This is a genomic window from Streptomyces sp. A2-16 (assembly GCF_018128905.1).
Lineage (GTDB): Bacteria > Actinomycetota > Actinomycetes > Streptomycetales > Streptomycetaceae > Streptomyces.
The window spans coordinates 7,236,378-7,260,795 of record NZ_CP063808.1; the positions used below are offsets into that span (position 1 = coordinate 7,236,378).

Here is a 24,418-nt window from a genome sequence, read left to right on the forward strand (position 1 = left end):
CATGCAGAATACTGATCAGAGTTTACATTTATGAACACACACCACGCTACCCTTGACGAGCTCAAGACACGATCCCTAGCTTGTCCACGAATGTGAATACCGTGCACGCATAAGGCCACTCGAGGAGACCTGAGGATGCCCGCTCCCCGCACCGTCCTGCTCACCGGCGCCGCCGGCGGCCTAGGCACCCTGATGCGGGACCTCCTGCCCGCGTACGGCTACGAGCTGCGCCTGCTCGACCTGCGCCCCGTCGAGGGCGAGCCGGACGCGGTCGTCGCGGACCTCGCCGACAAGGACGCGGTGCGCGAGGCCGTGCGCGGCGTCGACGCGATCATCCACCTCGCGGGCATCTCCCTGGAAGCCCCCTTCGAGAAGATCCTCAAGGCGAACATCGAGGGCACCTACAACCTGTACGAGGCCGCGCACGCGGAGGGCGTCTCCCGGATCGTGTTCGCCTCCTCCAACCACGCGGTCGGCTACACCCCGCGCCCCCAGGGCCAGGACCCGCTGATCCCGATCGACACACCGCGCCGCCCGGACACCTTCTACGGTCTGTCCAAGGCCTTCGGCGAGGACCTCGCGCAGTTCTACTGGGACAAGCACGGCCTGGAGACCGTCTCCGTCCGCATCGGCTCCTGCTTCCCCGAGCCGACCAGCGTGCGCATGCTCTCGCTGTGGATGAGCCCGGCCGACGGCGCCCGCCTCTTCCACGCGGCCCTGACCGCACAGGAGGTCGGCCACACCGTGGTCTACGGCTCCTCCGCCAACACCCGCCTGTGGTGGGACCTCACCACCGCGCGGGCGCTCGGCTACGACCCGCAGGACGACTCCGAGCCCTACGCCGAGAAGCTCATCGCCGAACAGGGCGAGCTCCAGGACGGCAACGAGGGCCACGCCTACCTGGGCGGCCAGTTCGTGACGGACCCGCCGATCTGGCCGTACTGAGACACCGGCAGAGCGCGGGCGGGCACCGAACGGGCCCGCCCGCAGGCGTGTTCGGGCATGGTGGCGGGTCATTGGTTGTGGCGCGACAGCGCACAACCAGGGGCGCGGGGAACTGCGCGACCAGCCACAACAAACCCGCACCCGCCACACGGCCGCACAACCCGAGCTCTTGGGCCCGCCCCGCCCGAACGGGCACACACGGACAGGATCCTTCCCGCAACAGACCTGGTCACCGCCGCCCACCCGCTGTACAACTTCCTGCAGACGGCCCGAACGGGCAGCACGACCGGAAGGCGGGTGACCGAATGACCAGTACCGCGGAAGAACGCCAGCGGGAAATCGTACGGACCGCCCGCACCACCGGCGCCGTCGACGTCAACACCCTCGCCGCCCAGCTCGGCGTGGCGAAGGAAACCGTGCGCCGAGACCTCCGCGCACTGGAGGACCACGGCCTGGTCCGCCGTACGCACGGCGGCGCCTACCCCGTGGAGAGCGCCGGATTCGAGACGACCCTCGCCTTCCGCGCCACCAGCCACGTGCCCGAGAAGCGCAGGGTCGCGGCCGCCGCGGCCGAGCTCCTCGGGGACGCCGAGACGGTCTTCGTCGACGAGGGCTTCACCCCGCAGCTCATCGCCGAGGCCCTGCCCCGGGACCGGCCGCTCACCGTGGTCACCGCGTCCCTGCCGGTCGCCGGCGCCCTCGCCGAGGCCGAGAACACCTCCGTCCTGCTCCTCGGCGGACGGGTCCGCCCCGGCACCCTGGCGACCGTCGACCACTGGACGACCAAAATGCTGGCCGGCTTCGTGCTCGACCTCGCCTACATCGGCGCCAACGGCATCTCCCGCCAACACGGCCTCACCACCCCCGACCCCGCGGTCAGCGAGGTCAAGGCGCAGGCGATCCGGGCCGCCCGCCGCACGGTCTTCGCCGGTGTGCACACCAAGTTCGGAGCGGTCAGCTTCTGCCGGTTCGCGGACATCAACGCGCTGGAGGCGATCGTGACGAGCACGCTGCTGCCTTCGGCGGAGGCCCATCGGTACTCCCTGCTCGGACCGCAGGTCATCCGGGTCTGACAACCGAACGCACCCCCCTGGGGCACGCCCATGCCCGGACGCACCCCTTATCTCCCCATATGTTCAGGAGCGATCCATGCGAACCCAGAGCCGACGACGGCCACCGCGAGCCACGCTCGCCATGGCCGCCGCAGGGACGCTGCTCGCCCCGTTGCTCTCCGGCTGCTGGGTCGGAGCGGGCGGGGCGGGATCGGGCGGCGACGCCATCAACGTCCTGATGGTCAACAACCCCCAGATGACCGAGCTGCAGAAGCTGACCAAGGCCCACTTCACCAAGGAGACCGGGATCAAGGTCAACTTCACCGTGCTGCCCGAGAACGACGTCCGCGACAAGATCAGCCAGGACTTCGCGAACCAGGCCGGACAGTACGACGTGGCCACCCTGTCCAACTACGAGATCCCCATCTACGCCCGCAACGGCTGGCTGCACGAGATGGACTCGTACGTGGCCAAGGACCCGGCCTACGACGAGCAGGACGTCCTGGCCCCCATGCGCCAGTCGCTCACCGGCGACGACGGCAAGCTCTACGGCCAGCCCTTCTACGGCGAGTCGTCCTTCCTGATGTACCGCAAGGACGTCTTCGAGCAGAAGGGCCTGACGATGCCGGCCCGGCCCACCTGGCAGCAGGTGGCCGACCTGGCCGCGAAGGCGGACGGGGCCCAGTCCGGCATGAAGGGCATCTGTCTGCGCGGCCTGCCCGGCTGGGGCGAGGTCATGGCCCCGCTCACCACGGTCGTGAACACCTTCGGCGGCACCTGGTTCGACAAGAGCTGGAAGGCCCGGCTCGACTCCCCCGCCTTCGAGAAGGCGACGAAGTTCTACGTCGACCTCGTGCGCGAGCACGGCGAGTCCGGCGCCGCCCAGTCGGGCTTCGCCGAGTGCCTCAACAACATGACCCAGGGCAAGGTCGCCATGTGGTACGACGCCACCTCCGCGGCCGGTTCCCTGGAGGCGAAGGGCTCCCCGGTCAAGGGCAAGGTGGGCTACGCGCCCGCCCCCGTCGAGGAGACGAAGTCCTCCGGCTGGCTCTACACCTGGGCCTGGGGCATCCAGGACGCCTCCCGCAACCCCGACAAGGCCTGGAAGTTCGTCTCCTGGGCCTCCGGCAAGCAGTACGAGCAACTGGTCGGCGACCGGATCGGCTGGTCCAACGTCCCGGCCGGCAAGCGCGCCTCGACGTACACCAACCCCGCCTACGTCAAGGAGGCCGCCGCCTTCCAGGAGATGACCAAGCAGGCCATCGAGCAGGCCCGGCCGAACGACCCGGGCGTGCAGCCGCGCCCGGCGCCCGGCATCCAGTTCGTCGGCATCCCCGAGTTCACCGATCTCGGCACCAGGGTCTCCCAGGAGATCAGCGCGGCCATCGCCGGACGCCAGTCCGTCGAGTCGGCCCTGAGGAAGTCCCAGCAGCTCGCCGAGAAGGTCTCCGAGGAGTACGAGGGACGATGACCGCGACCACCACGGCCCCACTGGCCGCTCCGACCGTACGCACCGCGCCGCAGCCCTCGAACCGACTGCGCGCCTGGGCCACCCGCGCCCCGCTGCTCCCCGCCCTGGTCTTCATGATCGTGGTCACCCAGCTCCCGTTCGTGGCCACGGTGGTGATCTCGTTCTTCGACTGGAACTCCCTCTATCCCAAGGCCCGTCACTTCACCGGCGTCGACAACTACCAGGAGGTCCTCACCGACGCGGACCTGCGCCACTCGGTGTGGACGACGATCCTGCTGACGGTGACGGTGGTCCTGGTCAGCCTGGTCCTCGGACTGCTCCTGGCCCTGCTCCTCGACCGCCGCTTCAAGGGCCGCGGAGTGGTCCGCACCCTGCTGATCGCCCCCTTCCTGGTGGTCCCGGTGGCGGCGGCCCTCCTCTGGAAACACGTGCTCTACAACCCCGAATACGGCCTGCTCAATGGGTTGTTGCACTATGTGGGCGGCCCACAGCCCGACTGGATCTCAAACACCCCGCTGCTCGCGGTCGAGGCCTCGCTGGTCTGGCAGTGGACCCCGTTCATGATGCTCATCCTGCTGGCCGGCCTGCAGAGCCGCGACCAGCAGCAGATGGAGGCCGCGCGGGTGGACGGCGCGAGCGACTGGCAGATCTTCCGCTATCTCACGCTCCCGCATCTGCGCCGCTACCTGGAGCTGGGCGCTCTGCTCGGCTCGATCTACATCGTCCAGAACTTCGACGCGGTCTTCACCATCACCTCGGGGGGCCTCGGCACCGCGAACCTCCCGTACACCGTCTACCAGAGCTTCTACCAGGCCCACGAGAACGGCCTCGCGTCGGCCGCAGGCGTCCTGGTCGTCATCGGCTCGATCATCATCGCGACCTTCGCCCTGCGCGTGGTGTCGTCCCTGTTCCGCGAGGAGGCGAGCCGGGCATGAGCAGCAACACCATCGCCGTGAAACGCAAGGGAGCCGGCCTGGGCCTGGTGGCCTGGCTGCTGGGGATCGTGTTCTTCCTCCCCATCGCGTGGATGGCCCTGACGTCCTTCCACTCGGAGACGGACGCGGCCACCAACCCGCCCTCCTTCGGCACCGCCCTCACCCTGGACGGCTACCGCGAGTTCTTCGGCACGGGCGGCGGCGCGAGCCCCTGGCCCGCCCTGATCAACTCGACGGTCGCCTCCCTGGCCTCGACCCTGTTCGTCCTGCTCCTGGCGCTCCCCGCCGCCTACGCGCTCTCCATCCGCCGGGTCAGGAAGTGGACGGACGTCCTGTTCTTCTTCCTGTCGACGAAGATGCTCCCGGTGGTGGCGGGCCTGCTCCCCATCTACCTGTTCGCGAAGAACACGGACATGCTCGACAACATCTGGCTGCTGGTCATCCTCTACACGTCGATGAACCTGCCGATCGCCGTCTGGATGATGCAGTCCTTCCTCGCCGAGGTCCCGGTGGCGGTGATCGAGGCCGCGCGCGTGGACGGCGCCCGGCTCCCGACGATCCTCGCGCGCGTGGTGGCCCCGATCGCCCTGCCGGGCATCGCGGCAACCGCCCTGATCTGCTTCATCTTCAGCTGGAACGAGCTGCTGTTCGCCCGTGTCCTGACGGGTGTGGTGGCCGAGACCGCCCCCGTCTTCCTGACCGGCTTCATCACCAGCCAGGGCCTGTTCCTGGCCAAGGTGTGCGCCGCGTCGCTCGTCATCTCCCTGCCGGTGCTCGCCGCGGGGTTCGCCGCCCAGGACAAACTGGTCCAGGGCCTGTCGCTGGGAGCCGTGAAATGAAGGCCGCCGTCATCGAGTCCGTGGGCCGTGCCGTCGTCGCCGAGGTCCCGGACCCGACGCCGGGCCCGCGGGAGGTCGTCGTCGAGGTCGCCGCGTGCGGCCTGTGCGGCACCGACCTGCACATCCTCCAGGGCGAGTTCGCCCCCAAGCTGCCGATCGTGCCGGGCCACGAGTTCGCGGGAGCGGTGGTCGGGGTCGGCACCCAGGTCACCGAACTCGCGATCGGCGACCGGGTGGCCGTGGACCCGTCCCTGTACTGCCACGAGTGCCGGTACTGCCGTACGGGCCACAACAACCTCTGCGAACGCTGGGCCGCGATCGGCGTGACGACGGCGGGCGGCGCGGCGCAGTTCGCCCTCGCGCCGGTCGCCAACTGCGTACGGCTGCCCGAGCACGTCCGCACCCAGGACGCGGCCCTCGTCGAGCCCCTGTCCTGCGCGGTCCGGGGGTACGACGTCCTCCGGTCCCGCCTCGGCGCCCATGTCCTGATCTACGGCTCGGGAACGATGGGCCTGATGATGCTGGAACTGGCGAAGCGGACCGGCGCGGCGAGCGTGGACATGGTCGACGTGAACCCCACCCGGCTGGAGACGGCCCGCCGCCTCGGCGTCACGGCGTCCGCCGCGAACCCGGACGAGCTGGACCGCCCGCAGGGCTGGGACCTGGTCATCGACGCGACGGGCAACGCGGCGGCGATCCAGGACGGCCTGGACCGGGTGGCCAAGGCGGGCACCTTCCTCCAGTTCGGGGTGGCCGACTACGCCACGCGGGTGACGATCGACCCCTACCGCGTCTACAACCAGGAGATCACCATCACCGGCTCCATGGCGGTCCTGCACAGCTTCGAACGGGCGGCGGAGCTGTTCGCGAACGGGGTGCTGGACCCGGAGATCTTCATCAGCGACCGGCTGCCCCTGGACCGCTACCCCGAGGCGCTGGAGCAGTTCGCGGCGGGGGTGGGCCGGAAGATCGTGGTGGTGCCGTGACCGCGCGAAGATTAAGGGAACGGTAAAGCGGCGTCGCTCGTTCACCGGGCATGACAGCTATGACCCCCGGCTCGAACATCCCTCTCCCCGTCGCCCGCGTGACGGTGGACGTCTCCGCACCGGTGCGGCTCGACGTATCGGGCCTGCTGCTCACCGCCGATGGCAAGGTGCGCTCCGACGACGACTTCATCTTCTACAACCAGCCCACGGGGCCGGGGGTCACCTACCGGTCGGGCGGCGGCTCGGCGCCGGACGCGATCAGCGTCGACACCGCCGCCCTGCCCCCGGGCATCGAGAAGATCGTCATCACCGCCAGCCCGGACGCGGCGGGCCAGACCTTCCAGGGCATCGAACCGACGGCGACCATCAGGAGCGCCGACGACAACAACGCCATCGCCACGTTCACCCCGCCGCAGCTCGGCACCGAGACCGCGCTGGTGGTCGTGGAGATCTACCTGCGCAACGGCGCCTGGAAGGCCCGGGCCGTGGGACAGGGGTACGCCAACGGACTGGCGGGCATCGCGACGGACTTCGGCGTCTCCGTGGACGAACCCGCACCGGCGCCCGCCGCGGCCGCCCCGCCGCAGCCGGTGGCCCCGCCGCCCGCGCCGACCGTGCAGACCCCGATGACCCCGCCGCCCCCGGCCATGGACCCGCGGCTCGCCCCGCCGCCGGCACCCGCCGCGCCCCCGGCCCCGCCCGCTCCCGCTCCGGGCGCCGGGAAGATCAACCTCGACAAGGGCCGGGTCAGCCTCCAGAAGAACCAGACCGTGTCCCTGGTCAAGGGCGGCCGCCCCCTTCTCTCCCAGGTCAAGATGGGTCTGGGCTGGGAGCCGGCGTACCGCGGCAAGGACATCGACCTCGACGCGTCGGTCATCGCCTACGGTCCGCAGCGCAACCACATCGACAGCTGCTACTTCGGCAAGCTGTCCATCGTCGGCGGCGCGATCAAGCACTCCGGGGACAACCTCACGGGTGAGGGCGGCGGTGACGACGAGGTGATCGTCGTGGACCTCGGCCGGCTCCCCCAGGAGGTCACCGGTCTCGTCTTCACGGTCAACTCCTTCTCCGGCCAGAAGTTCACCGAGGTCGCCAAGGCGTACTGCCGGCTCATCGACGCCGCGAGCGGAGAGGAACTGGTCCGCTTCGACCTCACGAACGCGGAGGCGCAGACGGGCGTGATGATGGCCAAGCTGATCAAGCAGTTCTCCGGCGAGTGGGAGATGACGGCCATCGGCGACTTCGTGAAGTCCCGCACGGTCAGGGGGATGGTGAAGCCGGCGGCGCAGGCGCTGTGACGTAGCTGCGGGTAAGTGGGTGCAGTCAGGAGTCCATGAGACTGCACCCACCCAGGGGCGCGGGGAACCGCGCGACCGGCCACGAGGTCTCCGCACCGCAGGACGACATGCCCAGGCACCTCCCTAGGCGCGCAACCCCTCCGTCAACAGGGCCAAGTACCGCCGGATCGACTCCCCACCCCCGCCGTCCAACTCCGCCGCCCCCGCCACCCCATGGGCCAGCCGGAGCAACTCCATCGGCTCGACGTCCCCCCGCAGCGCCCCTTCCTCCCGCGCCGCCGACACCAGCCGCTCCGCCGCCCCCCGCACATGCGTCCCGCACACGGTGACCGCCGCCTCGCTGCCGTCCGCCATCGCGGAGCCCAGCAGCGTCTTCAGCCCCCGCACCTGAATCGTCCCGACGCACAGCTCGTACAGCCACTCCGCCAGCGCCTGCCCCGGCGACAGCTCCCGCGCGAGCTCGTCGGCCCGCCGTGCGAACCCCTCGACGCGGTCCACGTACGCCGCCTCCAGCAGGGCCTGCCGCGTCGGAAAGTGCCGGTAGAGCGTCCCGGAACCCACGCCCGCCCGCTTGGCGATGTCGTCAAGCGACGCGCCCTCGCCGTGCTCGGCGAACGCCTCGGCGGCCACCTTCAGCAGCCGCTCGTAGTTGCGCCGAGCGTCCGCGCGCATGGGCCTGACCTGCGTCATCCAGACACTCCTCGCAAGCCGGAGACTCTGGCCGCATGCTATCGAACACCGAACGGAGACAGTCCCCGTCCAGCCTCGGGGAACGGCACGCGGGCTAGAACAGCGCGCTGTACCCGTTGAGCGCAGGCTGCCCGCCGAGGTGGGCGTAGAGGACCGTGGAGTCGGCGCCGATCTCCCCGCGCCCGACGAGGTCGATCATCCCGGCCATGGACTTGCCCTCGTAGACGGGGTCGGTGACCATCCCCTCGGTGCGCGCGGCGAGACGCATGGCCTCCAGCGTGGTCTCGTCGGGGATGCCGTACACGCCCGCGTGGTACCGCTCGTCCAGCTCCACGTCCTCCACGGTCAACTCCTTCTGCACACCGATGAGTCGACCGGTGTCGCGGGCGATCCGCGCGATCTGCTCCCGGGTCGCGACGGGCTTGGCGGAGGCGTCGATGCCGAGGACACGCCGGGGTCGGCCGCCCGCCTCCTCCAGCGCCCGGAACCCGGCGACCATGCCCGCCTGGGTGGAGCCGGTCACCGAGCAGACCACGACCGTGTCGAAGAAGACGCCCAACTCGCGCTCCTGGTCGGCCACTTCGTACGCCCACGCGGCGAAGCCGAGCCCGCCGAGCGGATGGTCGGAGGCGCCGGCGGGGATGGCGTACGGCGTGCCGCCTCCCTCCTCGACGTCCCTGAGCGCCTGCTCCCAGCTCTCCTTGAAGCCGATCCCGAACCCGGCCTTCACCAGCCGTACGTCGGCCCCGGCGAGCCGGCTGATCAGGATGTTGCCGACCTTGTCGTAGACGGCGTCCGGCCAGTCCACCCAGCTCTCCTGCACCAGGACGCACTTGAGACCGGCCCGGGCCGCGCAGGCCGCGACCTGGCGAGTGTGGTTGGACTGGACGCCGCCGATCGAGACGAGAGTGTCGCAGCCCTTCGCGAGCGCGTCGGCGACCAGGTACTCCAGCTTGCGGGTCTTGTTGCCGCCGTACGCGATCCCGGAGTTGCAGTCCTCGCGCTTGGCCCACAGGGCGGCACCGCCGAGGTGCGCGGTCAGGCGCTCCAGGCGGTGGACGGGGGACGGACCGAAGAGGAGGGGGTAACGGTCGTAGGACGAAAGGGACATGGGGACCTCCCGGGTGGATCGCTGTGGGCGCCGTGGACTCAGTCGCTGTCGGCGAGTTCGGCCAGTCCTCGCCAGATCTTGGCCGTGACCCGGACCGCCTCGTCCACGTCACCGGCCGCGCAGGCCGCGATCAGCCGGTCGTGCAGACCGGCCGAACGGCAGTTGCCGCCCTCGCCGAAGCGCCGGCGCTCCAGCCGGCGGATGAGGGGGGTGTAGCGGGCGGTGGTGGCCGCGGCCGCGCGGTTGCCGCTGACCCGGACGAGGACGTCGTGGAGTTCGTCGTCGGCGCGCAGGGCCTCGTCCACGTCTCCGGCGGTGACGGCGGCCGCGAACCGTTCGTTGGCCGCGCGCATGGTCTCGATGTCGGCGGCGAACAGACGGGGCACGGCGACCCGTGTGACCAGTTCGTGCATGGCCCCGACCACGGCGGCCGCGTCCCGCACGTCGGCGGCGACGACCTGCGTCACCCGGGTGTAGCTCTGCGGCTTGCTCTCCAGCAGCCCTTCGTCGACGAGCCGCGCGAAGGCCTCTCGCACGGGCGCCCGCGACAGCCCGAGCCGCTCGGCGAGCTCGGCGTCCCGCACCACCGCCCCGGGCTCGATCTCCCCGGCCACGATGGCGTCCCTGATGGACGTGTAGGCCCGGTCCCGCAACAGGGTGCGGCCGAGCGGCCGGATGGCTTCCATGAACTGAAATGTTAGATGTCAGTCGGATGGGCGGGCAAGGGTGTGACCCGCACCCCCGTGAAGTGCGGGTCACACGCTCTCGGCTCAGGCAGCCCAGGGCCAGTCGGCGTCCCGGGCCGCCTCGAGCAGCGGAACCATCCGGAAGGCCGTGTCCGAGAGGCCTCCGAAGGTGTGGCGGTTGCCGGTGCCGGAGGGGCCGTGGCCCACCCGGTAGCCGGCGAGGTTCCAGGTGTAGACCGGCACGTCGGCCGGGACCTGCTCGGTCGGGTCGCCGTGGCGGTGGTGGGTGTACTGCTCGTCGGTGACGATCAGCACCCGGTCCTGGCCCCGGTAGTGCGCGCGGATCGCCGAGGTGGTGTCGGTGCCGCCCAGGTCGCCGAAACGGCCGAGGATCTTCAGCACCGACTCGCCCCTGCCGATCTTCAGACGCCGGTTCGTGGTGCCGAACTCGACGAGATCCGCGTCCGCCGCCCGCAGCGCGAGCGCCGTTCCGAAGATCGCCGCCGCGTCGGCCCGGTTGAGCTGCGAGCGGTCGGACAGCCGCGCCCACATCGAGCCCGAGCGGTCCACGAGCACCAGGGTCCGGCCGGGCAGTGCGGGCACGTTGGCCAGCGAGTGGCCGAGCGCCTGCTCCAGCGGGTACGACCAGCGCAGCGAGGGCGCGTGCTGGTACGCGGCGAGGTACCGGAAGGGGAACTGCCGCGACCGTGCCACCTCCGCCGGGTCGCTGATCCGGGCCGCCACCTGCTCCGCGACCTCGTCCGAGACACCGGCCTCGTCGAAATTGCGCAGGTTGCGAACCAGTGCCATCGCGCCCATCGACGGAATGACCGCCTCCCAGGCCACCCTGTCCATCGGGCCCTGCAGCCAGCCCGCCAGCGCCTCCCACGTCATGCCCGCCGCGGCCAGCCGCTCGGCGCCGCCCCGGGAGGTCACCACGGCACGGCGCCGCTCGACCGGCAGCGCCATGAGCTCGCGGTGCGCGGTGAGCAGCCGGTTCGACACGGGCGGCACGGCCGTGTCCGGGTGGTGCCGCCGGTCGAGGGCGTACTGGAACAGCTCGCCCTGCCACGGCTTGTCCGGGTCGGGGGCCGCGTGCACGAGGTTGAGGATGTCGCCGAAGCGGTAGCCCTTGGACGCGGTGTCGTACTTCAGCAGCGACTTGCCGCTGTAGAGCCGCCGTACGGCGTCGGCGATCCCGCGCTTGACGGGCTGCGGGACGTTGCGGCCGTACCGCGCCGTCCAGTACCCGAGGAACTCGCCGGGCTCGTCGGGCCGCTGGAGCACGGAGGCCACGACCTGCCGGTTGGCGGGGCCGTCGGTGACGCCCGCGTCGAGACGCGCCTTCACGTACTCGGCGGCGCCCACGAGCGAAGCCGTACGGAGGTTGCCCTCGCCGCGCAGCCAGCCCAGCAGGCCGGCGGTCCAGGCCGGGTCGGTGACGGCGAGCTGCCGCACCAGCGCGGCGAAGCGGTCGTCACGGTCCGCGCCGGACTCGTAGAAGGTCTGCTGGGAGACGAAGTTGGAGACCGCGAGCAGGAAGAGCTCGGAACGGGCGTCCCGCTCACGGCCGCGGCCGCCCTCGTAGGTCCGCAGAACGCGCCCCGTCGAGGTCACCCGCGAAACGGGGCGGGCCCGTGCGGCCTTCTTGTTGAATCGCGCCATGGTGAATTCCCCCGAATTCTTGACTGTTTCGGAGGGAGGCGCGGCAAAAGGAGGGTGCCCGAGGTCGAAGTCGACTGCGGTTGCTTATAACTGGCGCGTCTTCCGTTCCGCCACACCGACCTTGAGTCGATGACGGGATTCGAACCCGCAAGAGGGTTTTCCCTCATCAGTTCCCGAAGTATCCGCTGCCTGCGCACCGGGCACCCACCATGAGCCGCGCCTCCCGAGATCAGGATTTCTCGCACCGGGAGGTGCATGAAGTTGTGGTGTCCAGAGTTCAGGTCGGCGGAACCGACATTAGGTGCTCTAACCCCTGAGCTACACCGGCGAGTTGTACCGGTGGCGGGACTCGAACCCGCGGCCGCCCCATTATGAGTGGAAGTAGGTCCTGCCTTCGCACCTGGACGTTCATCACTCTAGGAGGCGTGCCGCGGGACGGGCGAACGAATTAAATTCAGCCGCGCTTCTGGCGCTTCCACGGCCCCGTGATCGCCAGCATGATCCCCGGAGTCTGGATGTTGGCGTACAGCGTCTTTCCGTCGGGGGAGAAGGTGACGCCGGTGAACTCGCTGTACTCGGGCTCCTCTTCGGTGCCGATGTTCAGCTCGTTGCGGGCGATGGGGTAGGTGCGGCCGCTCTCGGTGGCGCCGAACAGGTGCTGGACGCCCTCGCCGTCCTCGGCGATGACGAGGCCGCCGTACGGGGAGACGGTGATGTTGTCGGGGCCGTCGAAGGCGCCGTCCTTGGAGGGGTCGGGGTTCACGCCGAGGAGGACCTTCAGCGTGAGGGTGCGGCGCTTGGGGTCGTAGAACCAGACCGCGCCGTCGTGCTGGACGGGGCTCTCGGTGCGGGCGTAGGAGGAGACGATGTAGGTGCCGCCGTCGCCCCACCACATGCCTTCGAGCTTGCGGGCGCGGGTGACCTGGCCGGTGGTGAACTGCTTGCGGACGGAGGTCGTCCGCGCGTCACGGTCGGGGACGTCCACCCAGTCGACGCCGTAGACGGTGCCGATCCTGGTCGCGCGGGAGAGGTCGTCGACGAACTTGCCGCCGGAGTCGAAGCACTTGAAGGCCTGGAGGGTGCCCGCGTTCTCGGCGAGGGTGCGCAGCTTGCCGTGGCCGTGGCAGAAGCCCTCGGGCGGGGTCCAGCGGTACAGCAGGCCGTTGGGGTTGGAGGCGTCCTCGGTGAGGTAGAGGTGGCCGCGCCTGGGGTCGACGACGACGGCCTCGTGGGCGTAACGGCCCAGCGCCTTGATGGGCTTGGGGTTCTTGTTGGCGCGGCGGTCGCTGGGGTCGACCTCGAAGACGTAGCCGTGGTCCTTGGTGAAGCCGTTGGTGCCGGCCTTGTCCTCGGTCTCCTCGCAGGTGAGCCAGGTGCCCCAAGGGGTGTTGCCGCCCGCGCAGTTGGTGGCGGTGCCGGCGATGCCGACCCACTCGGCGACCTTGCCGCCCGGGCGGACCTCGACGACCGTGCAGCCGCCGGCCGCGGCCGGGTCGTAGACGAGGCCCTCGGTGAGCGGCACCGGGTGGGGCCAGTTGGCGCGGGGCCCTGCCAGCTCGTGGTTGTTGACGAGGAGGGTGGTGCCGCGCGGGCCGTCGAAGGTGGAGGTGCCGTCGTGGTTGGACGGGGTGAACTCGCCGGACTCCAGTTTGGTCCTGCCGCTGTACGTGATGACCTTGTACGTGAATCCGGCGGGCAGCGCGAGCAGGCCCTCAGGGTCGGCGATCAGCGGCCCGTAGCCGACACCGCGGTGGGCGCCGGCGGCCTCCACGCCCTCGGTCTCGACGTCCTCGGTCTCGACATCGGTTGCGGCGAGCGCGTTGGGCGCGGTGGCGAGGGCGCCGACGGTGCCCGCCAGCGCGACACCGGCCCCGGTGAGCGCGGTTCTGCCGGCGAAGTCCCTGCGGGTGAGCGACATGGTGTCTCCTGAGACGGTCGGTGAGCCGTGGAGGGTGGCGGACCTCGAATCGGCGCAACCGTCTCGCCCATGCCTGAACACCGGTTGAACACCGGGGAGATTCAGTGGAGCAGCTTCCATGAATCAACAAAGGACGCGGAAACCCACCCAGGGGCGCGGGGAACTGCGCGACCAGCCCCCACTCACCCGCACCCGCGACACAACCTCAACCCCCCTGCTGCGACCGCGCCTTGAACGCGGCCTTCCGAGCCTCCTTGGCCACCTTCTTGTCGGGATGCAGCCGGCCCATCGCCTCCAGCACGTCCGCCGTGGCCGGATGGTCCACCCGCCAGGCCGCCGCGAAGAACCCGCTGTGCTGCTGGGCCAGCCCCTCGACCAGCCCCTGGAGCTCCTCGGAGTTCCCCTCCGCGGCCAGCTGTGCGGCCACCGTGTCGATCGTCAGCCAGAAGACCATGTCCTCGGCGGGCGCGGGCACGTCCCCGAACCCCCGCTCGACCAGCCAGACCCGGGCGAGCCCGCCCAGCTCCGGGTCGTCGAGAACCTCCCGCAGCGCCGGTTCCGCGACGACCCCGACCAGCGAGAGTGCCTGCTGGCAGCGCAGTCGGCGCAGGGGTGCCCCCGCGTCGCTCCCGCGGGCCGCCGCCAGCAACTCCCGTGCCGCCGCGAGAGGTTCACGCAGGTCCAGCCACTGCTCGGTCTCGGCCTGGGCGGCGGAGGGCGGGAAGGCCGCGGTCCCGTCCAGCAGGGCGTCCGCTCCCTTGTCGGCGAGGTCGCCGACGGCCGGTGCCGGGATGCCCGCCTCCAGCAGCCGCGACCGCAGCCCGTACAGCCCGAGGGGGGTCAGCCGGACCATGCCGTACCGGGAGACGTCGGTGTCGTCGACGACCGCGGCGGGCTCCTCGTCGGCGTCGGCCATCAGCGCCTCGTCGACGGGCTGGTACTCGACGATCCCCACCGGCTCCAGGATCCGGAACTGGTCGTCCAGCCGCATCATCGCGTCGGACACCTGCTCCAGGACGTCGTTGGTCGGCTCGCCCATGTCGCTCGGCACGATCATCGACGCCGCGAGGGCGGGCAGCGGCACGGGTCCGTCACCGGGGCCGTCCTCGCTGACGGTGAGCAGGTAGAGGTTGCCGAGCACACCGTCGAGGAATTCCTGCTCGGCCTCCGGGTCCCAGTCCAGGGAGGCGAAGTCGACCTCGCCGCTCTCGTCCATGGCGTCGACCAGGTCGTCCAGGTCCGGCACGCTCGCGTCGGCCAGCGCCGTCTCCAGGGCCGTCAGCCACACACCGAGCACATCCTGCGGGGCCCCGGACAGCAGGGCCAGGTCCGCTCCGGTGGCGACGGTGCCCTCCTCCTCGTCGACGATCTCGACGAGCCCGGTGTCGACGGCGACCCGCCAGGCCTCGCTCGCGTGGGCCGCCGCCTCGTCCCCGGTCAGTCCGAGATGGGAGGCCGCGGCGGGCAGCTGCTCCTCGACGAGCCCGCCCCCGGCGTCGACCCGGGTGTCCTCGCCGGCCCAGCGGGCGAGCCGGGCGGCCCGGGCGAGCAGCGGCGTGGACAGGGCGTCCCGCGCCAGCTCCGCTTCGGGGTGCAGCCGCACCGGCGGCAGGGGGGAGCTGTCTGACATCGGCTGGTTCTCCTAGGACGCGTCGTGCCACTCAGCCGCTCAGCGTAGACGGATATCCACCCATGCCGCCCGGTTCATCTCCCCGACAGGGTCCGTACATGGCTGAAACCTTGACAACTGGCCTGACCAGGCAGGAGATTGACGCGCGTAGAAATCTGGCGGACATGTGTTCACTGTATTTTCTACGCGCGTCGCCTCCGCCCCACAGGTCGCGGCTCCCACCGTTCCACGTTCACCCTCGTCCCGGCCGCCTACGTTCGTCCCCGGAGGGATCCCGTTGCCGAGCAAGAAGTCCGCGCGTCTCGCCGCGCTCACCGTCGCCGCCCTGTCGGCGGCCTCCACCGTCGTCCTCGTCTCGCCCGCGCACGCGGCCGCCGTGAGCATCCATGACATCCAGGGCGCGACCCGGATATCCCCGTACGCAGGTCAGAAGGTCACGGATGTGGCCGGAATCGTCACCGGCGTCCGCACCTACGGCTCCTCCAAGGGGTTCTGGATCCAGGATCCGAACCCCGATGCGGACCCGGCCACCAGCGAGGGCGTGTTCGTCTTCACCAGCTCCGCCCCGAAGGTCGCCGTCGGAGACGCCGTCACGGTCACCGGCACGGTCTCGGAGTACGTCCCGGGCGGCGCGTCGACCGGGAACCAGTCGCTGACCGAGATCACCAAGCCGACCGTCACGGTCGTCTCCAGCGGCAACGCCGTCCCGGCGGCCACGGTGATCGACGCGAAATCGGTGCCCGCCGCCTACGCCCCCGCCGGTGACGCGGCCGCGAACAACTCGATCAACGGCCTGACGCTGCAGCCGAAGAAGTACGCCCTGGACTTCTACGAGTCCCTGGAGGGCATGAACGTCAAGGTCGCCGACACCCGCGTGGTCGGCGCGACGGACCCGTACACCGAGCTGTGGGTGACGGTGAAGCCGCGCGAGAACGCCACCCCGCGCGGCGGCACCCTCTACGGCTCCTACGACTCGCAGAACACCGGCCGGCTGCAGATCCAGTCGCTGGGCGCGACCTCCGCCTTCCCCGTCGCGAACGTCGGTGACGTGCTGACCGGTGCCACCGCGGGCCCGCTGGACTACAACCAGTTCGGTGGCTACACCCTGGTCGCCAACGAGATCGGTACGCTGAAGAGCGCCGGCCTGCAGCGGGAGACGACCCAGAAGCAGAAGAAGGGCGAGCTGGCGGTCGCGACGTACAACGTCGAGAACCTCGACCCGTCGGACGCCACCTTCGAGGAGCACGCCTCCGCGATCGTGAACAACCTGAAGTCGCCCGACATCGTGTCCCTGGAGGAGATCCAGGACAACAACGGCGCGAAGGACGACGGCACGGTCGCGGCCGACGTGACGGTGAACAAGCTGATCGACGCGATCGTCACGGCAGGCGGCCCGAAGTACGACTGGCGCTCCATCGACCCGGTCAACGACCAGGACGGCGGCGAGCCGGGCGGCAACATCCGCCAGGTGTTCCTGTTCAACCCGGAGCGGGTCTCCTTCGTGGACCGCGCGGGCGGCGACTCCACGACCGCCGTCGGCGTCACCAAGGTGCACGGCAAGGCGCAGCTGACGGCCTCCCCGGGCCGGATCGACCCGGCGAACGACGCCTGGAAGTCCAGCCGCAAGCCGCTGGCCGGCGAGTTCGTCTTCCGCGGCCGCACGGTCTTCGTGATCGCCAACCACCTCAACTCCAAGGGCGGCGACTACGGTCTGACCTCGGCGACCCAGCCGGTGCCGCGCAGCTCGGAGATCCAGCGCCACGCGCAGGCGACCCTGGTCAACGCCTTCGTCAAGAGCATCCTCGACGTCCAGAAGAACGCGGACGTCATCGCCCTCGGCGACATCAACGACTTCGAGTTCTCCGGCACCGCGAAGATCCTGGAGGGTGACGGAGAGCTCTGGTCGGCGATCAAGTCGCTGCCGAAGAGCGAGCGTTACACCTACGACTACCAGGGCAACCAGCAGGTCCTGGACCAGATCCTGGTCAGCCCGTCGATCCGGCGCGGCTGCGACTTCGAGTACGACAGCGTGCACATCAACTCGGAGTTCAACGACCAGATCAGCGACCACGACCCGCAGGTGCTGCGCTTCAAGCCGTAACCCGTGGGAGGTCAGGCCTGGTTGAACACTCCGTTCAGCCAGGCCTGCCACTCGTTCTCGCACTCCTTGATGTCGGCGTCCGCCGCGAAGTCGTGCAGGGAGATGCCGACCGGGTGGCCCCAGTGGTTGCGTCCGAAGACCCGGGTGAGGCCCCGGTCGGTGCGCAGCCCGATGAAGTACGGGTTGCGGTAGTCGACCACGGCGTCGAAGGTGTCCGGCCCGTGGACGGTCACGCGGGTACCGGCGGGCACGTCCTCGCCGACCCCGAGTGCGCGTCCCACGACGGCGAGGGCGTCCGGCGCCTTGGACGCCTCGGGTCCGTCGAAGGTGGCGAAGGCGGCCGGGCGGGGCGCGAAGTGGGTCAGGTACTCGCGCAGGGTGTGCAGGTAGAAGTCGGTGTGCTTGGCGGCTCCGTCGTACTGGTTGTCCCAGTCGTCGACGAAGATCCCGCTGTGGACGTAGCGCACCCAGGCCCGTCGGCCCTCGTCACGGGGTTCGACGGTGTAGTCGAGCTGGTTGAGGGTCTGCTCGGAGATGCCCTCGACGTCCTCGACGCGGTTGGTGTAGCGGTGCGGCGGGTCCCAGGCGGTGACCTTGGACCCGAAGGGGCCGGTGCCGCCGACGCGGGGCTCGGGCGGCTCCATCGGCCACAGATAGCCGCCGGTTCCGGTGGTGATCGCCTCCCACACCTGCTCGGGGGTGGCGTCGACCTCGAACTCGCGGGCGATCTCGAACTCCTTGGACATGATCTACTCCAACTCGGTCTGCACTGTGTGCTCGGACTGCTCGGACTGCTTGAGCGTCGGGTGGACCGCCACGACGATCCGGTGGTCACGGCCGCCCTCGGCGTCCGGGGCGTCGTACTTGCGGATCAGGGCGGTGACTCCCGCCGTCAACTCCTCGATGAACGCGGCCCGTTCGGCGGCGGAGGCGAAGCGGACCTCGCCGTCCAGCGCGTAGGTCGCCAGCCGTTTGCGGGCCTTGGCCGCGCCGGTGATCAACTGGCCGACGTCCCGCACCAGTCGGGCCCCCAGCGCGAGGAGCCAGCGCGCGGAGAGCTGGTCGCGGAAGCGGTCCGGGTCGGGCTGCACGGCGGCGAGGGCGAGCGGTGAGATCACGTACGACGCCGCGGTCGCCCGCATCAGCCGCTCGGTGACGTTGCCCTTGCGGCGCTCCCCCGCGAGCTCGACCAGGCCGTGCCGCTCCAGGGCCTTGAGGTGGTAGTTCACCTTCTGCCGGGGCAGCCCGACCTTGCCGGCCAGCATGGCGGCCGACGCGGGGCCGGACGCCAGCTCGGCGAGCAGCCTCGCTCGTATGGGGTCCAGGGAGGCGGCTGCGGCCTCGGGGTCCTCGATCACGGTCACGTCCAGCATGGGTCCACCGTCTCACCGAAAACTTTTTTTGTCCAGACGGTTCGAGTGTTCGGTGAGCGGTCGGCGCCGAGCGGACCGGGCTCAGTCGGGAACCAGGCCCAGGGCGTGGTCGTACCGGCTGACCACGCTGCTCTTCAGCCCCGGCCAGGTCTGCACGCGCTTCCAGCGGTCCGTCGCCGAGCCGATCCCGTCCCCCGGTGCGGCGAGGGCGTCGAGGTGGGCCTGGGCGCTCTCCCACTCGGCGTAGTTGAGGATGCGGGTGCCGTCGGTGCCGAGGTGGAAGTGGCCGCTGATGCCGCCGTGGTGCGGGTGGGGTTCGTCCTCCAGCGCCTCGACGACGGCGTCGACCCAGGCGCGCTGCCGGTCGGGGTCGGGACCCTCGAACTCGATGTCCACGATCACGATGCACCCCGGGACCCGAGGGGCACCCTCCTGGACGACGCTGCGGTAGTGCCGGTAGCGGCCGAGCCCCAGCCGCTCGATGCCCGGGACCGCGGTGTCGATCTCGTCGACCCGCTCCAGTCGCCGGGTCCGCGCGAAGGCGTCGTAGGCCTGCTCGTCCGTCCACTGCGAGTAGTGCAGGAGGCTCGCGGTGTCGTGTCCGGTGTAGACGTGGTAGCCGAGGAGTCCGTCGGCGGGCCACGGCCGGCGCTCCCAGGCACCGGCGACGGCCTCGACGGTCTCCCGCTGCCGCAGCGGGTTGCCGACCCGCCAGGTGCTGAAGAGGGATGCGCCGACCTCGGGGCGGGTGAGGTCGGGGTGGGTGTCGGTTCGTCGGGTCATGCGCGGGGCCTCCTCGGATCGCTGTGCGATGCGGACATCCCTCACCCTTCAACCTCAACCATGATTCAGGTCAAGTCGGCGGTTCGGGAGGTGGTTTCGGGAGAGCCACTACGGCACGGACGGGCAGGCCGACGACGAGCCGAGGTGAAGTGACCCTCCCCCCCCCGGCGGCCGCAGGGTACGCACGGACGTGGGCGGCACCCGTGCTTCCGGGTGCCGCCCACGTCCGTTTCGCGAGTACGGTGGCCTACTTCTTCGGGTACCGCCACGACACGACGACGACCGCGGCCACGACCGCGCCGACGATCAGCACCGGCCGAGGATGCCGTACGGCCGCCATGACCAGGGGCCGGGCCGGCTGGGGCACGCTGCGCTCCGCCCTCCGCTCCAGCGTGCGTCCCGTCCCGGCCGCGTTGCCCTGGGTGAGCTTTCCGGCCCTCAGCGTCCGGTCCTGGACCTGGTGGCCCGCCTGCGTGGCCCGGTCGTGAACCTTGTGGCCGGCCTGCGTGGCCCTCTCCTGCACGGTGTGTCCGGCCTGCGCCGCGCTGCTGCGCAGCTGCACGGTCATGGCACCCGCCTTGTCCCTGAGATCTGCCGCACGGGCCCGCGCACGGCCCTTCACATCCATCTTTCCTGCCAACTCCTCCACCGTGTCGCCGAGTTCGCTACGGGTCCGCTCGATCTGCTGCCGCAGTTCCTCGGGCCCCTTCGCCCCCGTCACGGGGGGCTCGCTGTTCGTCATCGGTGCGCCCTTTCCCTGATCTCCTCGACGTCCGCCTTGACGCTGCCGAGGGCCTCCTCGGGCGTCGGAGGCGCGGCACGGCGCAACTGGGCCCGGCCGGTCGCGGCGAGCACGCCCGCGATCACGAACAGCACGGCGGTCACGATCAGCGCCGAGGCCCACACCGACAGCACCAGTGCGAGTGCGGCGGTGGCCGTTCCGGCCAGGGCGAGCAGTCCCGCGTAGGCGAAGGCGCCGGCGGCACCGAGCAGCCCGCCGCCCTTTCCGGCCCGCCGGCCCTTCTCGGCCAGCTCCTCCTTCGCTAGGGCGACTTCCTGCCGTACCAGCCGGGAGACCTGTTCGGTGGCTTGTCCGACGAGTTCGCCCACCGAGTGATGTTCGTCGTGCGCCGGCCTGTGGGCCGTGGTTCCGGTCACGTGTTCCGCCTCCTCTCGGTCGGAACACCCGGGTACCCGGCCCGGCGTCCACTACCCCTGCGGGCCGCCGTCCGGGCCGCGCTGCCCGAGCCGGGCCAGCTGGCTCTGGAACCAGTCGAGCCGGGCCTGCAACAGGGCCGCTTCGGCGGCGAGTTCGGGCACCCCGAGCTCCTCGGGCAGCTCCGGGTCGCCGAGCACGGGCGCGGCGGCGGGCCGTGCCACCACCCGCAGCCCCTCCCCGGCGAGCCGGGCGAACCCGGCGAGCGAGACGGCCGTACGGCCGCGCAGACAGCCCGCGCAGGAGGGGGTCAGGGCCCGCCAGCCGGGTCTGCCCCAGCCGGCGTCGGCGAGGACGGCCGCGACCGTGCCGCAGGCGCAGGGGCCGACGGTCGCGGTCCGCACCCGTTGGCGGGCGTAGCGGAAGCCGAGCTCGAAGCGGAGGTAGCGGCCGAGGACCAGGACGTCCAGGAGGACGGCGGTGCGGTGCTCGGCCGTGCACAGCAGTGCCTCGGCCGCCGCGCGGTCGTGCACGCAGTGGAAGCCGCAGTCGCAGCGGCGGTTCGGTGCCCGGTGCCGCAGGCCGTAGACGCAGGACGCGTCGGCCAGGACTCCGTACGGCAGCGCGCCGCCGAGCGACACTCCGGTGAACCCGGCCCGGGTGCCGTCCTGGGACAGCACCGGGTGGGCGATCTTGTATCCGGTCGGCGGCTCCGTCGGGCGTTCCTCCGGCAGCCGCAGTCTCATCGGGCCGCCGGAACCTCTTCGGGAGCCTTCAGTTCCTTGATCTCCTCGGGGAGCTCGAGCTCCTCCTCGTGGAGCTCCGGCCGCTCTTCCGCGACTCCGGTGGCGAGTGCCTTGCCGAGCTTCATGACGCCTCCAGGACCAGGGGTCGTGCACCGTCCTGACCATGGTGACCCATGCGAGGTCGTTTTGGACATAGGACCTTTTCGCAGCATCCCTTACCGGTACACCGTAGAAGAATTAAGTGGAGCTTCACGGTTGCCCGGCCGAGACTACGCGTATGACGACAATCGCCCCGCCCTTCGGCCGCGCCCTCTGCGCCATGATCACGCCTTTCACCGAGGAGGGCGCGCTCGATCTCGACGGCGCTCAGCGACTGGCCGCGCACCTGGTGGCCGAGGGCTGCGACGGTCTCGTGCTGTCCGGCACGACCGGCGAGTCGCCGACCACGACGGACGCTGAGAAGGCGGCGCTGGTGACGGCGGTGCGGGAGGCAGTGGGCGAGGGGCCGTCGGTCGTGGCCGGGGTGGGCACCTTCGACACCCGGCACACCGTGGAACTGGCCCTGGCCGCCGAGAAGGCGGGCGCCGACGGGGTCCTGGTGGTCAGCCCCTACTACAGCAGGCCGCCCCAGGACGCGCTGGAGGCACACTTCCGGGAGATCACGGACGCCTGCGGACTGCCCGTCATGCTCTACGACATCCCGTCCCGCACCGGCACCCGCATCGAGCCGGAGACGATGATCCGGCTCGCCGAGCACCCCCGGATCGTCGCGGTCAAGGACTGCTCCTACGACCTTCTCGGCACCCAGAAGGTCCTGAACCGCACGGAGTTGGCGTACTACGCGGGCTGCGACGAGCACATCCTCGCCCTGTACGCGGTGGGCGCGGCGGGCTACGTCAGCACGGTGGCCAACGTGGTCCCGGACCGGCTCCGGGCGATCCTGGAGATGTTCGAGGCGGGCGACACCCCCGTGTCCGCCCGCCTCCAACAACGGGCCACGCCGCTGATCGAGGCGATGATGTCGGCGGGCCTGCCCGGCACGGTCACTGCCAAGGCCCTCCTCAACGCGCTCGGTCTCCCCGCGGGCCCGGTCCGCGCCCCGCTGCGGCCCGCCGGCCGGAAGGCGACCGACGGGCTGCTCGCGGAGTACGAACGGTTCGTGGCCGCCTGATCAGGGCTGGGCGAAGAGCGGCTTCCAGCGTCCGGCGTCGCCGTCGTTCCCCTGCCGGAAGCCGCTGAGCGGGGTCTCCTTGTCGCCGCCGATGGTGACCAGCACGAGCCGCTGATGGAACTCGTTCTTGTCGTTCTTGCCGATGTCCCAGGCGATGAGCTGCTTGTTGCCCACCCAGGCGAGCAACTGCTGCCCGCGCACCTCGGTCTTCTCACCGGACACGGCGTCGACGACCCACGAGGACGTCTTCCACTTCTTGCCCGCGAAGTCACCGGCGACGAGCTCGCCGTTCGGCGACTTCCCCGCCTCGACGAACCACTCCAGGTGCTTCTCGTTCGCGGGCGTGGGGACCTTGTGGCCCTTGAGGTCCCAGAACTCCTTGCCGATGTCCCCCATGGGGTTCCCGGACCAGGCGTACCGGCCGTCGTCGGTGAGGGCGAAGTCCTGGCGGGTGTTGAGGAAGGTGCCCGCGAGCTTGCCGTCGTCGGCGGCGAGCTTCACCTCGCTCCAGGCGCCCTTCCCGGAGGCCACGTCGAGGACGTAGAAGCCGGTGCGGCTCGACGTCCATTCCTGGCCCCATTCGGAGTCGCCCTGTGTCTTGACCCGCAGATCGGGGTTCTTGGTGTAGGTCGTGGCGATCAGCCTGCGGCCGTCGCGGGAGAAGGCGAGCCCGCCGACCCCGTGATCGACCGGGATCCACCGCTCGACCTTGCCGGTGGTCAGGTCCAGCAGGCCGATCCGTGAGGTGGGCAGGTCCTGTTCGAGGACGGCGGCGGTCTTCGCGCCGGGAGCGACGGCGACCCAGGACCAGTCCGCGGTCTTGGCGTACTTGCCGGTCCTCGGGTTCAGCAGATGGTAGGTGCGCTGGTAGACGGCGGTCTCCGCGGTCTTCTTGACCGTCTCCGGGATGAAGTACCCGGCCAGGGCCGTGCCCCCGACGGAGATCTCGTCGCGCGGCGGCGACTGGTCGGGGTGGGCCCTGGTCTTCTTCTCGACCACGGTGCCGCCGCCGCCCGAGGGCCGTACGTCCTCCTTGCCGGAGTCCAGCAGCGGCACCCCGATCCCGACGGTGATCGCGGCCACCGCGGCCACGGCGGCGGCCGCGATCCTTCGGTTGCGCCGACGGCGCCGGACGGCGAACACCCGGTCGGCGAACCCCGCCGGTGTCAGGGGCTGTTCGGCGGCCTGCTCGCGCAGAGCGTCGCGCACGATGTCGTCGACGTTCACGGACGCACCTCCACGGGCGAGTAGTCACGGGTGTCGGACCGCTCGGCCTCCGCGGGCCCGAGGGCGGCCAGTTCGGGAGCGAGCTGACGCAGCCGGGCCAGCGAGCGATGGGTGGTGGACCGCACGGTGCCGACCGAGCAGCCCAGCAGCCGGGCCACGTCGGCCTCGGGCAGGTCCTCGAAGTAGCGCAGCACCAGCACGGTGCGCTGGCGGGCGGTGAGCCGGGACAGGGCCTCGCGCATCACCAGGCGCAGTTCGGCCGCGGCGGCGGTGTCGGCGCCCGGGTCGCCGGTGCCCGGCGGTTCGGGAGGCTCGGCGACGCTGACCTCGCGCCTGGGCCACTTCAGCCGCCAGCGGCTGACCTGCTGACGGTAGAGGACCTGCCGTACGTAGGCCTCCGGCTCGTCGATCTTCTGCCACCGCCCGGCCGCCTTCACCAGGGCGTTCTGCAGCAGGTCCTCTCCGGCGTGCCGGTCTCCCCCGCACAGCAGCACGGCGGTCTTCAGCAGGGCGGACGACCTGGTGTCCACGAAGTCCCGGAAACTCTCCAGCCCTTCGGCATTCATCGTCACCTTCTCTTCCCCGGCGACGCCTGTGCGCCGCCCCTCCGACCCTTGTGACGCGTGCGGCGGCCC

At 70.7% G+C, this 24,418-nt stretch carries 24 protein-coding genes; 9 read left to right on the forward strand and 15 right to left on the reverse strand.

Annotated features, from left to right (window positions below; translation table 11 throughout):
* The first annotated feature begins 135 nt into the window (after positions 1–135).
* The 7 genes from IOD14_RS32550 to IOD14_RS32580 all read left to right on the forward strand — a co-directional run bounded on the left by IOD14_RS32550 (position 136) and on the right by IOD14_RS32580 (position 7,526).
* Positions 136–945, forward strand: coding sequence for an NAD(P)-dependent oxidoreductase (locus tag IOD14_RS32550; protein ID WP_212672222.1), 810 nt, complete (start codon positions 136–138; stop codon positions 943–945).
* Positions 946–1,250: 305 nt separating this feature from the next.
* Positions 1,251–2,018: a DeoR/GlpR family DNA-binding transcription regulator gene (locus IOD14_RS32555; protein ID WP_123988384.1), complete on the forward strand. Its 768-nt coding sequence runs from the start codon at positions 1,251–1,253 to the stop codon at positions 2,016–2,018.
* Between the two features lie 76 nt (positions 2,019–2,094).
* The gene (locus IOD14_RS32560) at positions 2,095–3,468 is read left to right on the forward strand and encodes a sugar ABC transporter substrate-binding protein (RefSeq protein WP_212672223.1); all 1,374 of its coding nucleotides are present in this window, start codon (positions 2,095–2,097) and stop codon (positions 3,466–3,468) included.
* Positions 3,465–4,403 (forward strand): sugar ABC transporter permease, encoded by a 939-nt coding sequence (locus IOD14_RS32565; RefSeq protein ID WP_123988386.1) that lies wholly within the window; start codon positions 3,465–3,467, stop codon positions 4,401–4,403. The genes IOD14_RS32560 and IOD14_RS32565 overlap by 4 nt, the downstream gene beginning before the upstream one ends.
* Positions 4,400–5,242, forward strand: a complete 843-nt coding sequence (locus tag IOD14_RS32570; RefSeq protein WP_212672224.1) for a carbohydrate ABC transporter permease — start codon at positions 4,400–4,402, stop codon at positions 5,240–5,242. The genes IOD14_RS32565 and IOD14_RS32570 overlap by 4 nt, the downstream gene beginning before the upstream one ends.
* Positions 5,239–6,228 (forward strand): zinc-dependent alcohol dehydrogenase family protein, encoded by a 990-nt coding sequence (locus IOD14_RS32575; RefSeq protein ID WP_123988388.1) that lies wholly within the window; start codon positions 5,239–5,241, stop codon positions 6,226–6,228. The genes IOD14_RS32570 and IOD14_RS32575 overlap by 4 nt, the downstream gene beginning before the upstream one ends.
* A gap of 59 nt (positions 6,229–6,287) precedes the next feature.
* Positions 6,288–7,526: a TerD family protein gene (locus tag IOD14_RS32580; RefSeq protein ID WP_174269293.1), complete on the forward strand. Its 1,239-nt coding sequence runs from the start codon at positions 6,288–6,290 to the stop codon at positions 7,524–7,526.
* A 123-nt stretch (positions 7,527–7,649) separates the two neighbouring features.
* Here the strand turns inward: IOD14_RS32580 and IOD14_RS32585 are convergent, their stop codons facing one another.
* From IOD14_RS32585 to IOD14_RS32610, 6 genes are all read right to left on the reverse strand, one after another.
* Complete coding sequence (locus IOD14_RS32585; RefSeq protein ID WP_123988390.1) at positions 7,650–8,216, reverse strand: TetR/AcrR family transcriptional regulator; 567 nt, start codon at positions 8,214–8,216, stop codon at positions 7,650–7,652.
* Positions 8,217–8,310: 94 nt separating this feature from the next.
* Positions 8,311–9,327 (reverse strand): 1-aminocyclopropane-1-carboxylate deaminase, encoded by a 1,017-nt coding sequence (locus IOD14_RS32590; RefSeq protein ID WP_123988391.1) that lies wholly within the window; start codon positions 9,325–9,327, stop codon positions 8,311–8,313.
* Between the two features lie 38 nt (positions 9,328–9,365).
* Positions 9,366–10,013: a GntR family transcriptional regulator gene (locus tag IOD14_RS32595; protein ID WP_123988392.1), complete on the reverse strand. Its 648-nt coding sequence runs from the start codon at positions 10,011–10,013 to the stop codon at positions 9,366–9,368.
* A gap of 84 nt (positions 10,014–10,097) precedes the next feature.
* Positions 10,098–11,678, reverse strand: coding sequence for a TROVE domain-containing protein (locus IOD14_RS32600; protein WP_212672225.1), 1,581 nt, complete (start codon positions 11,676–11,678; stop codon positions 10,098–10,100).
* A 454-nt stretch (positions 11,679–12,132) separates the two neighbouring features.
* Complete coding sequence (locus tag IOD14_RS32605) at positions 12,133–13,596, reverse strand: alkaline phosphatase PhoX (RefSeq protein WP_212672226.1); 1,464 nt, start codon at positions 13,594–13,596, stop codon at positions 12,133–12,135.
* A 205-nt stretch (positions 13,597–13,801) separates the two neighbouring features.
* Positions 13,802–15,226, reverse strand: a complete 1,425-nt coding sequence (locus IOD14_RS32610; RefSeq protein ID WP_123988395.1) for a hypothetical protein — start codon at positions 15,224–15,226, stop codon at positions 13,802–13,804.
* 277 nt (positions 15,227–15,503) lie between these two features.
* Here IOD14_RS32610 and IOD14_RS32615 point away from each other — a divergent pair, with 277 nt between their 5' ends.
* Positions 15,504–17,327: an endonuclease/exonuclease/phosphatase family protein gene (locus IOD14_RS32615; protein WP_212672227.1), complete on the forward strand. Its 1,824-nt coding sequence runs from the start codon at positions 15,504–15,506 to the stop codon at positions 17,325–17,327.
* Between the two features lie 11 nt (positions 17,328–17,338).
* Here IOD14_RS32615 and IOD14_RS32620 read toward each other — a convergent pair whose 3' ends face one another.
* The 7 genes from IOD14_RS32620 to IOD14_RS44810 all read right to left on the reverse strand — a co-directional run bounded on the left by IOD14_RS32620 (position 17,339) and on the right by IOD14_RS44810 (position 21,510).
* Positions 17,339–18,073 carry an SRPBCC domain-containing protein gene (locus IOD14_RS32620; protein ID WP_123988397.1) on the reverse strand — a complete coding sequence of 245 codons (735 nt, stop codon included), beginning with the start codon at positions 18,071–18,073 and terminating at the stop codon, positions 17,339–17,341.
* Between the two features lie 3 nt (positions 18,074–18,076).
* A complete protein-coding gene (locus tag IOD14_RS32625) occupies positions 18,077–18,700 on the reverse strand; it encodes a helix-turn-helix domain-containing protein (RefSeq protein WP_212672228.1) in 624 nt (207 codons plus the stop codon).
* An 81-nt stretch (positions 18,701–18,781) separates the two neighbouring features.
* On the reverse strand, positions 18,782–19,483 hold the full coding sequence (locus tag IOD14_RS32630; protein ID WP_212672229.1) for an antibiotic biosynthesis monooxygenase: 702 nt from the start codon (positions 19,481–19,483) through the stop codon (positions 18,782–18,784).
* A 247-nt stretch (positions 19,484–19,730) separates the two neighbouring features.
* Positions 19,731–20,225: a DUF3618 domain-containing protein gene (locus tag IOD14_RS32635; protein WP_212672230.1), complete on the reverse strand. Its 495-nt coding sequence runs from the start codon at positions 20,223–20,225 to the stop codon at positions 19,731–19,733.
* Positions 20,222–20,641: a phage holin family protein gene (locus tag IOD14_RS32640; protein ID WP_123988401.1), complete on the reverse strand. Its 420-nt coding sequence runs from the start codon at positions 20,639–20,641 to the stop codon at positions 20,222–20,224. Before IOD14_RS32640 ends, IOD14_RS32635 begins: the two co-directional genes overlap by 4 nt.
* A 51-nt stretch (positions 20,642–20,692) precedes the next feature.
* Positions 20,693–21,385, reverse strand: a complete 693-nt coding sequence (locus IOD14_RS32645; RefSeq protein WP_123988402.1) for a hypothetical protein — start codon at positions 21,383–21,385, stop codon at positions 20,693–20,695.
* Positions 21,382–21,510, reverse strand: a complete 129-nt coding sequence (locus tag IOD14_RS44810) for a hypothetical protein (RefSeq protein ID WP_280843644.1) — start codon at positions 21,508–21,510, stop codon at positions 21,382–21,384. The genes IOD14_RS32645 and IOD14_RS44810 overlap by 4 nt, the downstream gene beginning before the upstream one ends.
* Before the next feature lie 152 nt (positions 21,511–21,662).
* Between IOD14_RS44810 and dapA the strand changes: the two genes are divergently transcribed.
* Complete coding sequence (gene dapA / locus IOD14_RS32650; protein ID WP_174269091.1) at positions 21,663–22,556, forward strand: 4-hydroxy-tetrahydrodipicolinate synthase; 894 nt, start codon at positions 21,663–21,665, stop codon at positions 22,554–22,556.
* Here the strand turns inward: dapA and IOD14_RS32655 are convergent, their stop codons facing one another.
* Both IOD14_RS32655 and IOD14_RS32660 read right to left on the reverse strand, forming a co-directional pair.
* Positions 22,557–23,783: a WD40 repeat domain-containing protein gene (locus IOD14_RS32655; protein ID WP_212672231.1), complete on the reverse strand. Its 1,227-nt coding sequence runs from the start codon at positions 23,781–23,783 to the stop codon at positions 22,557–22,559. It abuts the gene before it with no gap.
* The gene (locus IOD14_RS32660) at positions 23,780–24,349 is read right to left on the reverse strand and encodes a SigE family RNA polymerase sigma factor (protein ID WP_123988405.1); all 570 of its coding nucleotides are present in this window, start codon (positions 24,347–24,349) and stop codon (positions 23,780–23,782) included. Before IOD14_RS32660 ends, IOD14_RS32655 begins: the two co-directional genes overlap by 4 nt.
* Positions 24,350–24,418: the final 69 nt, after the last annotated feature.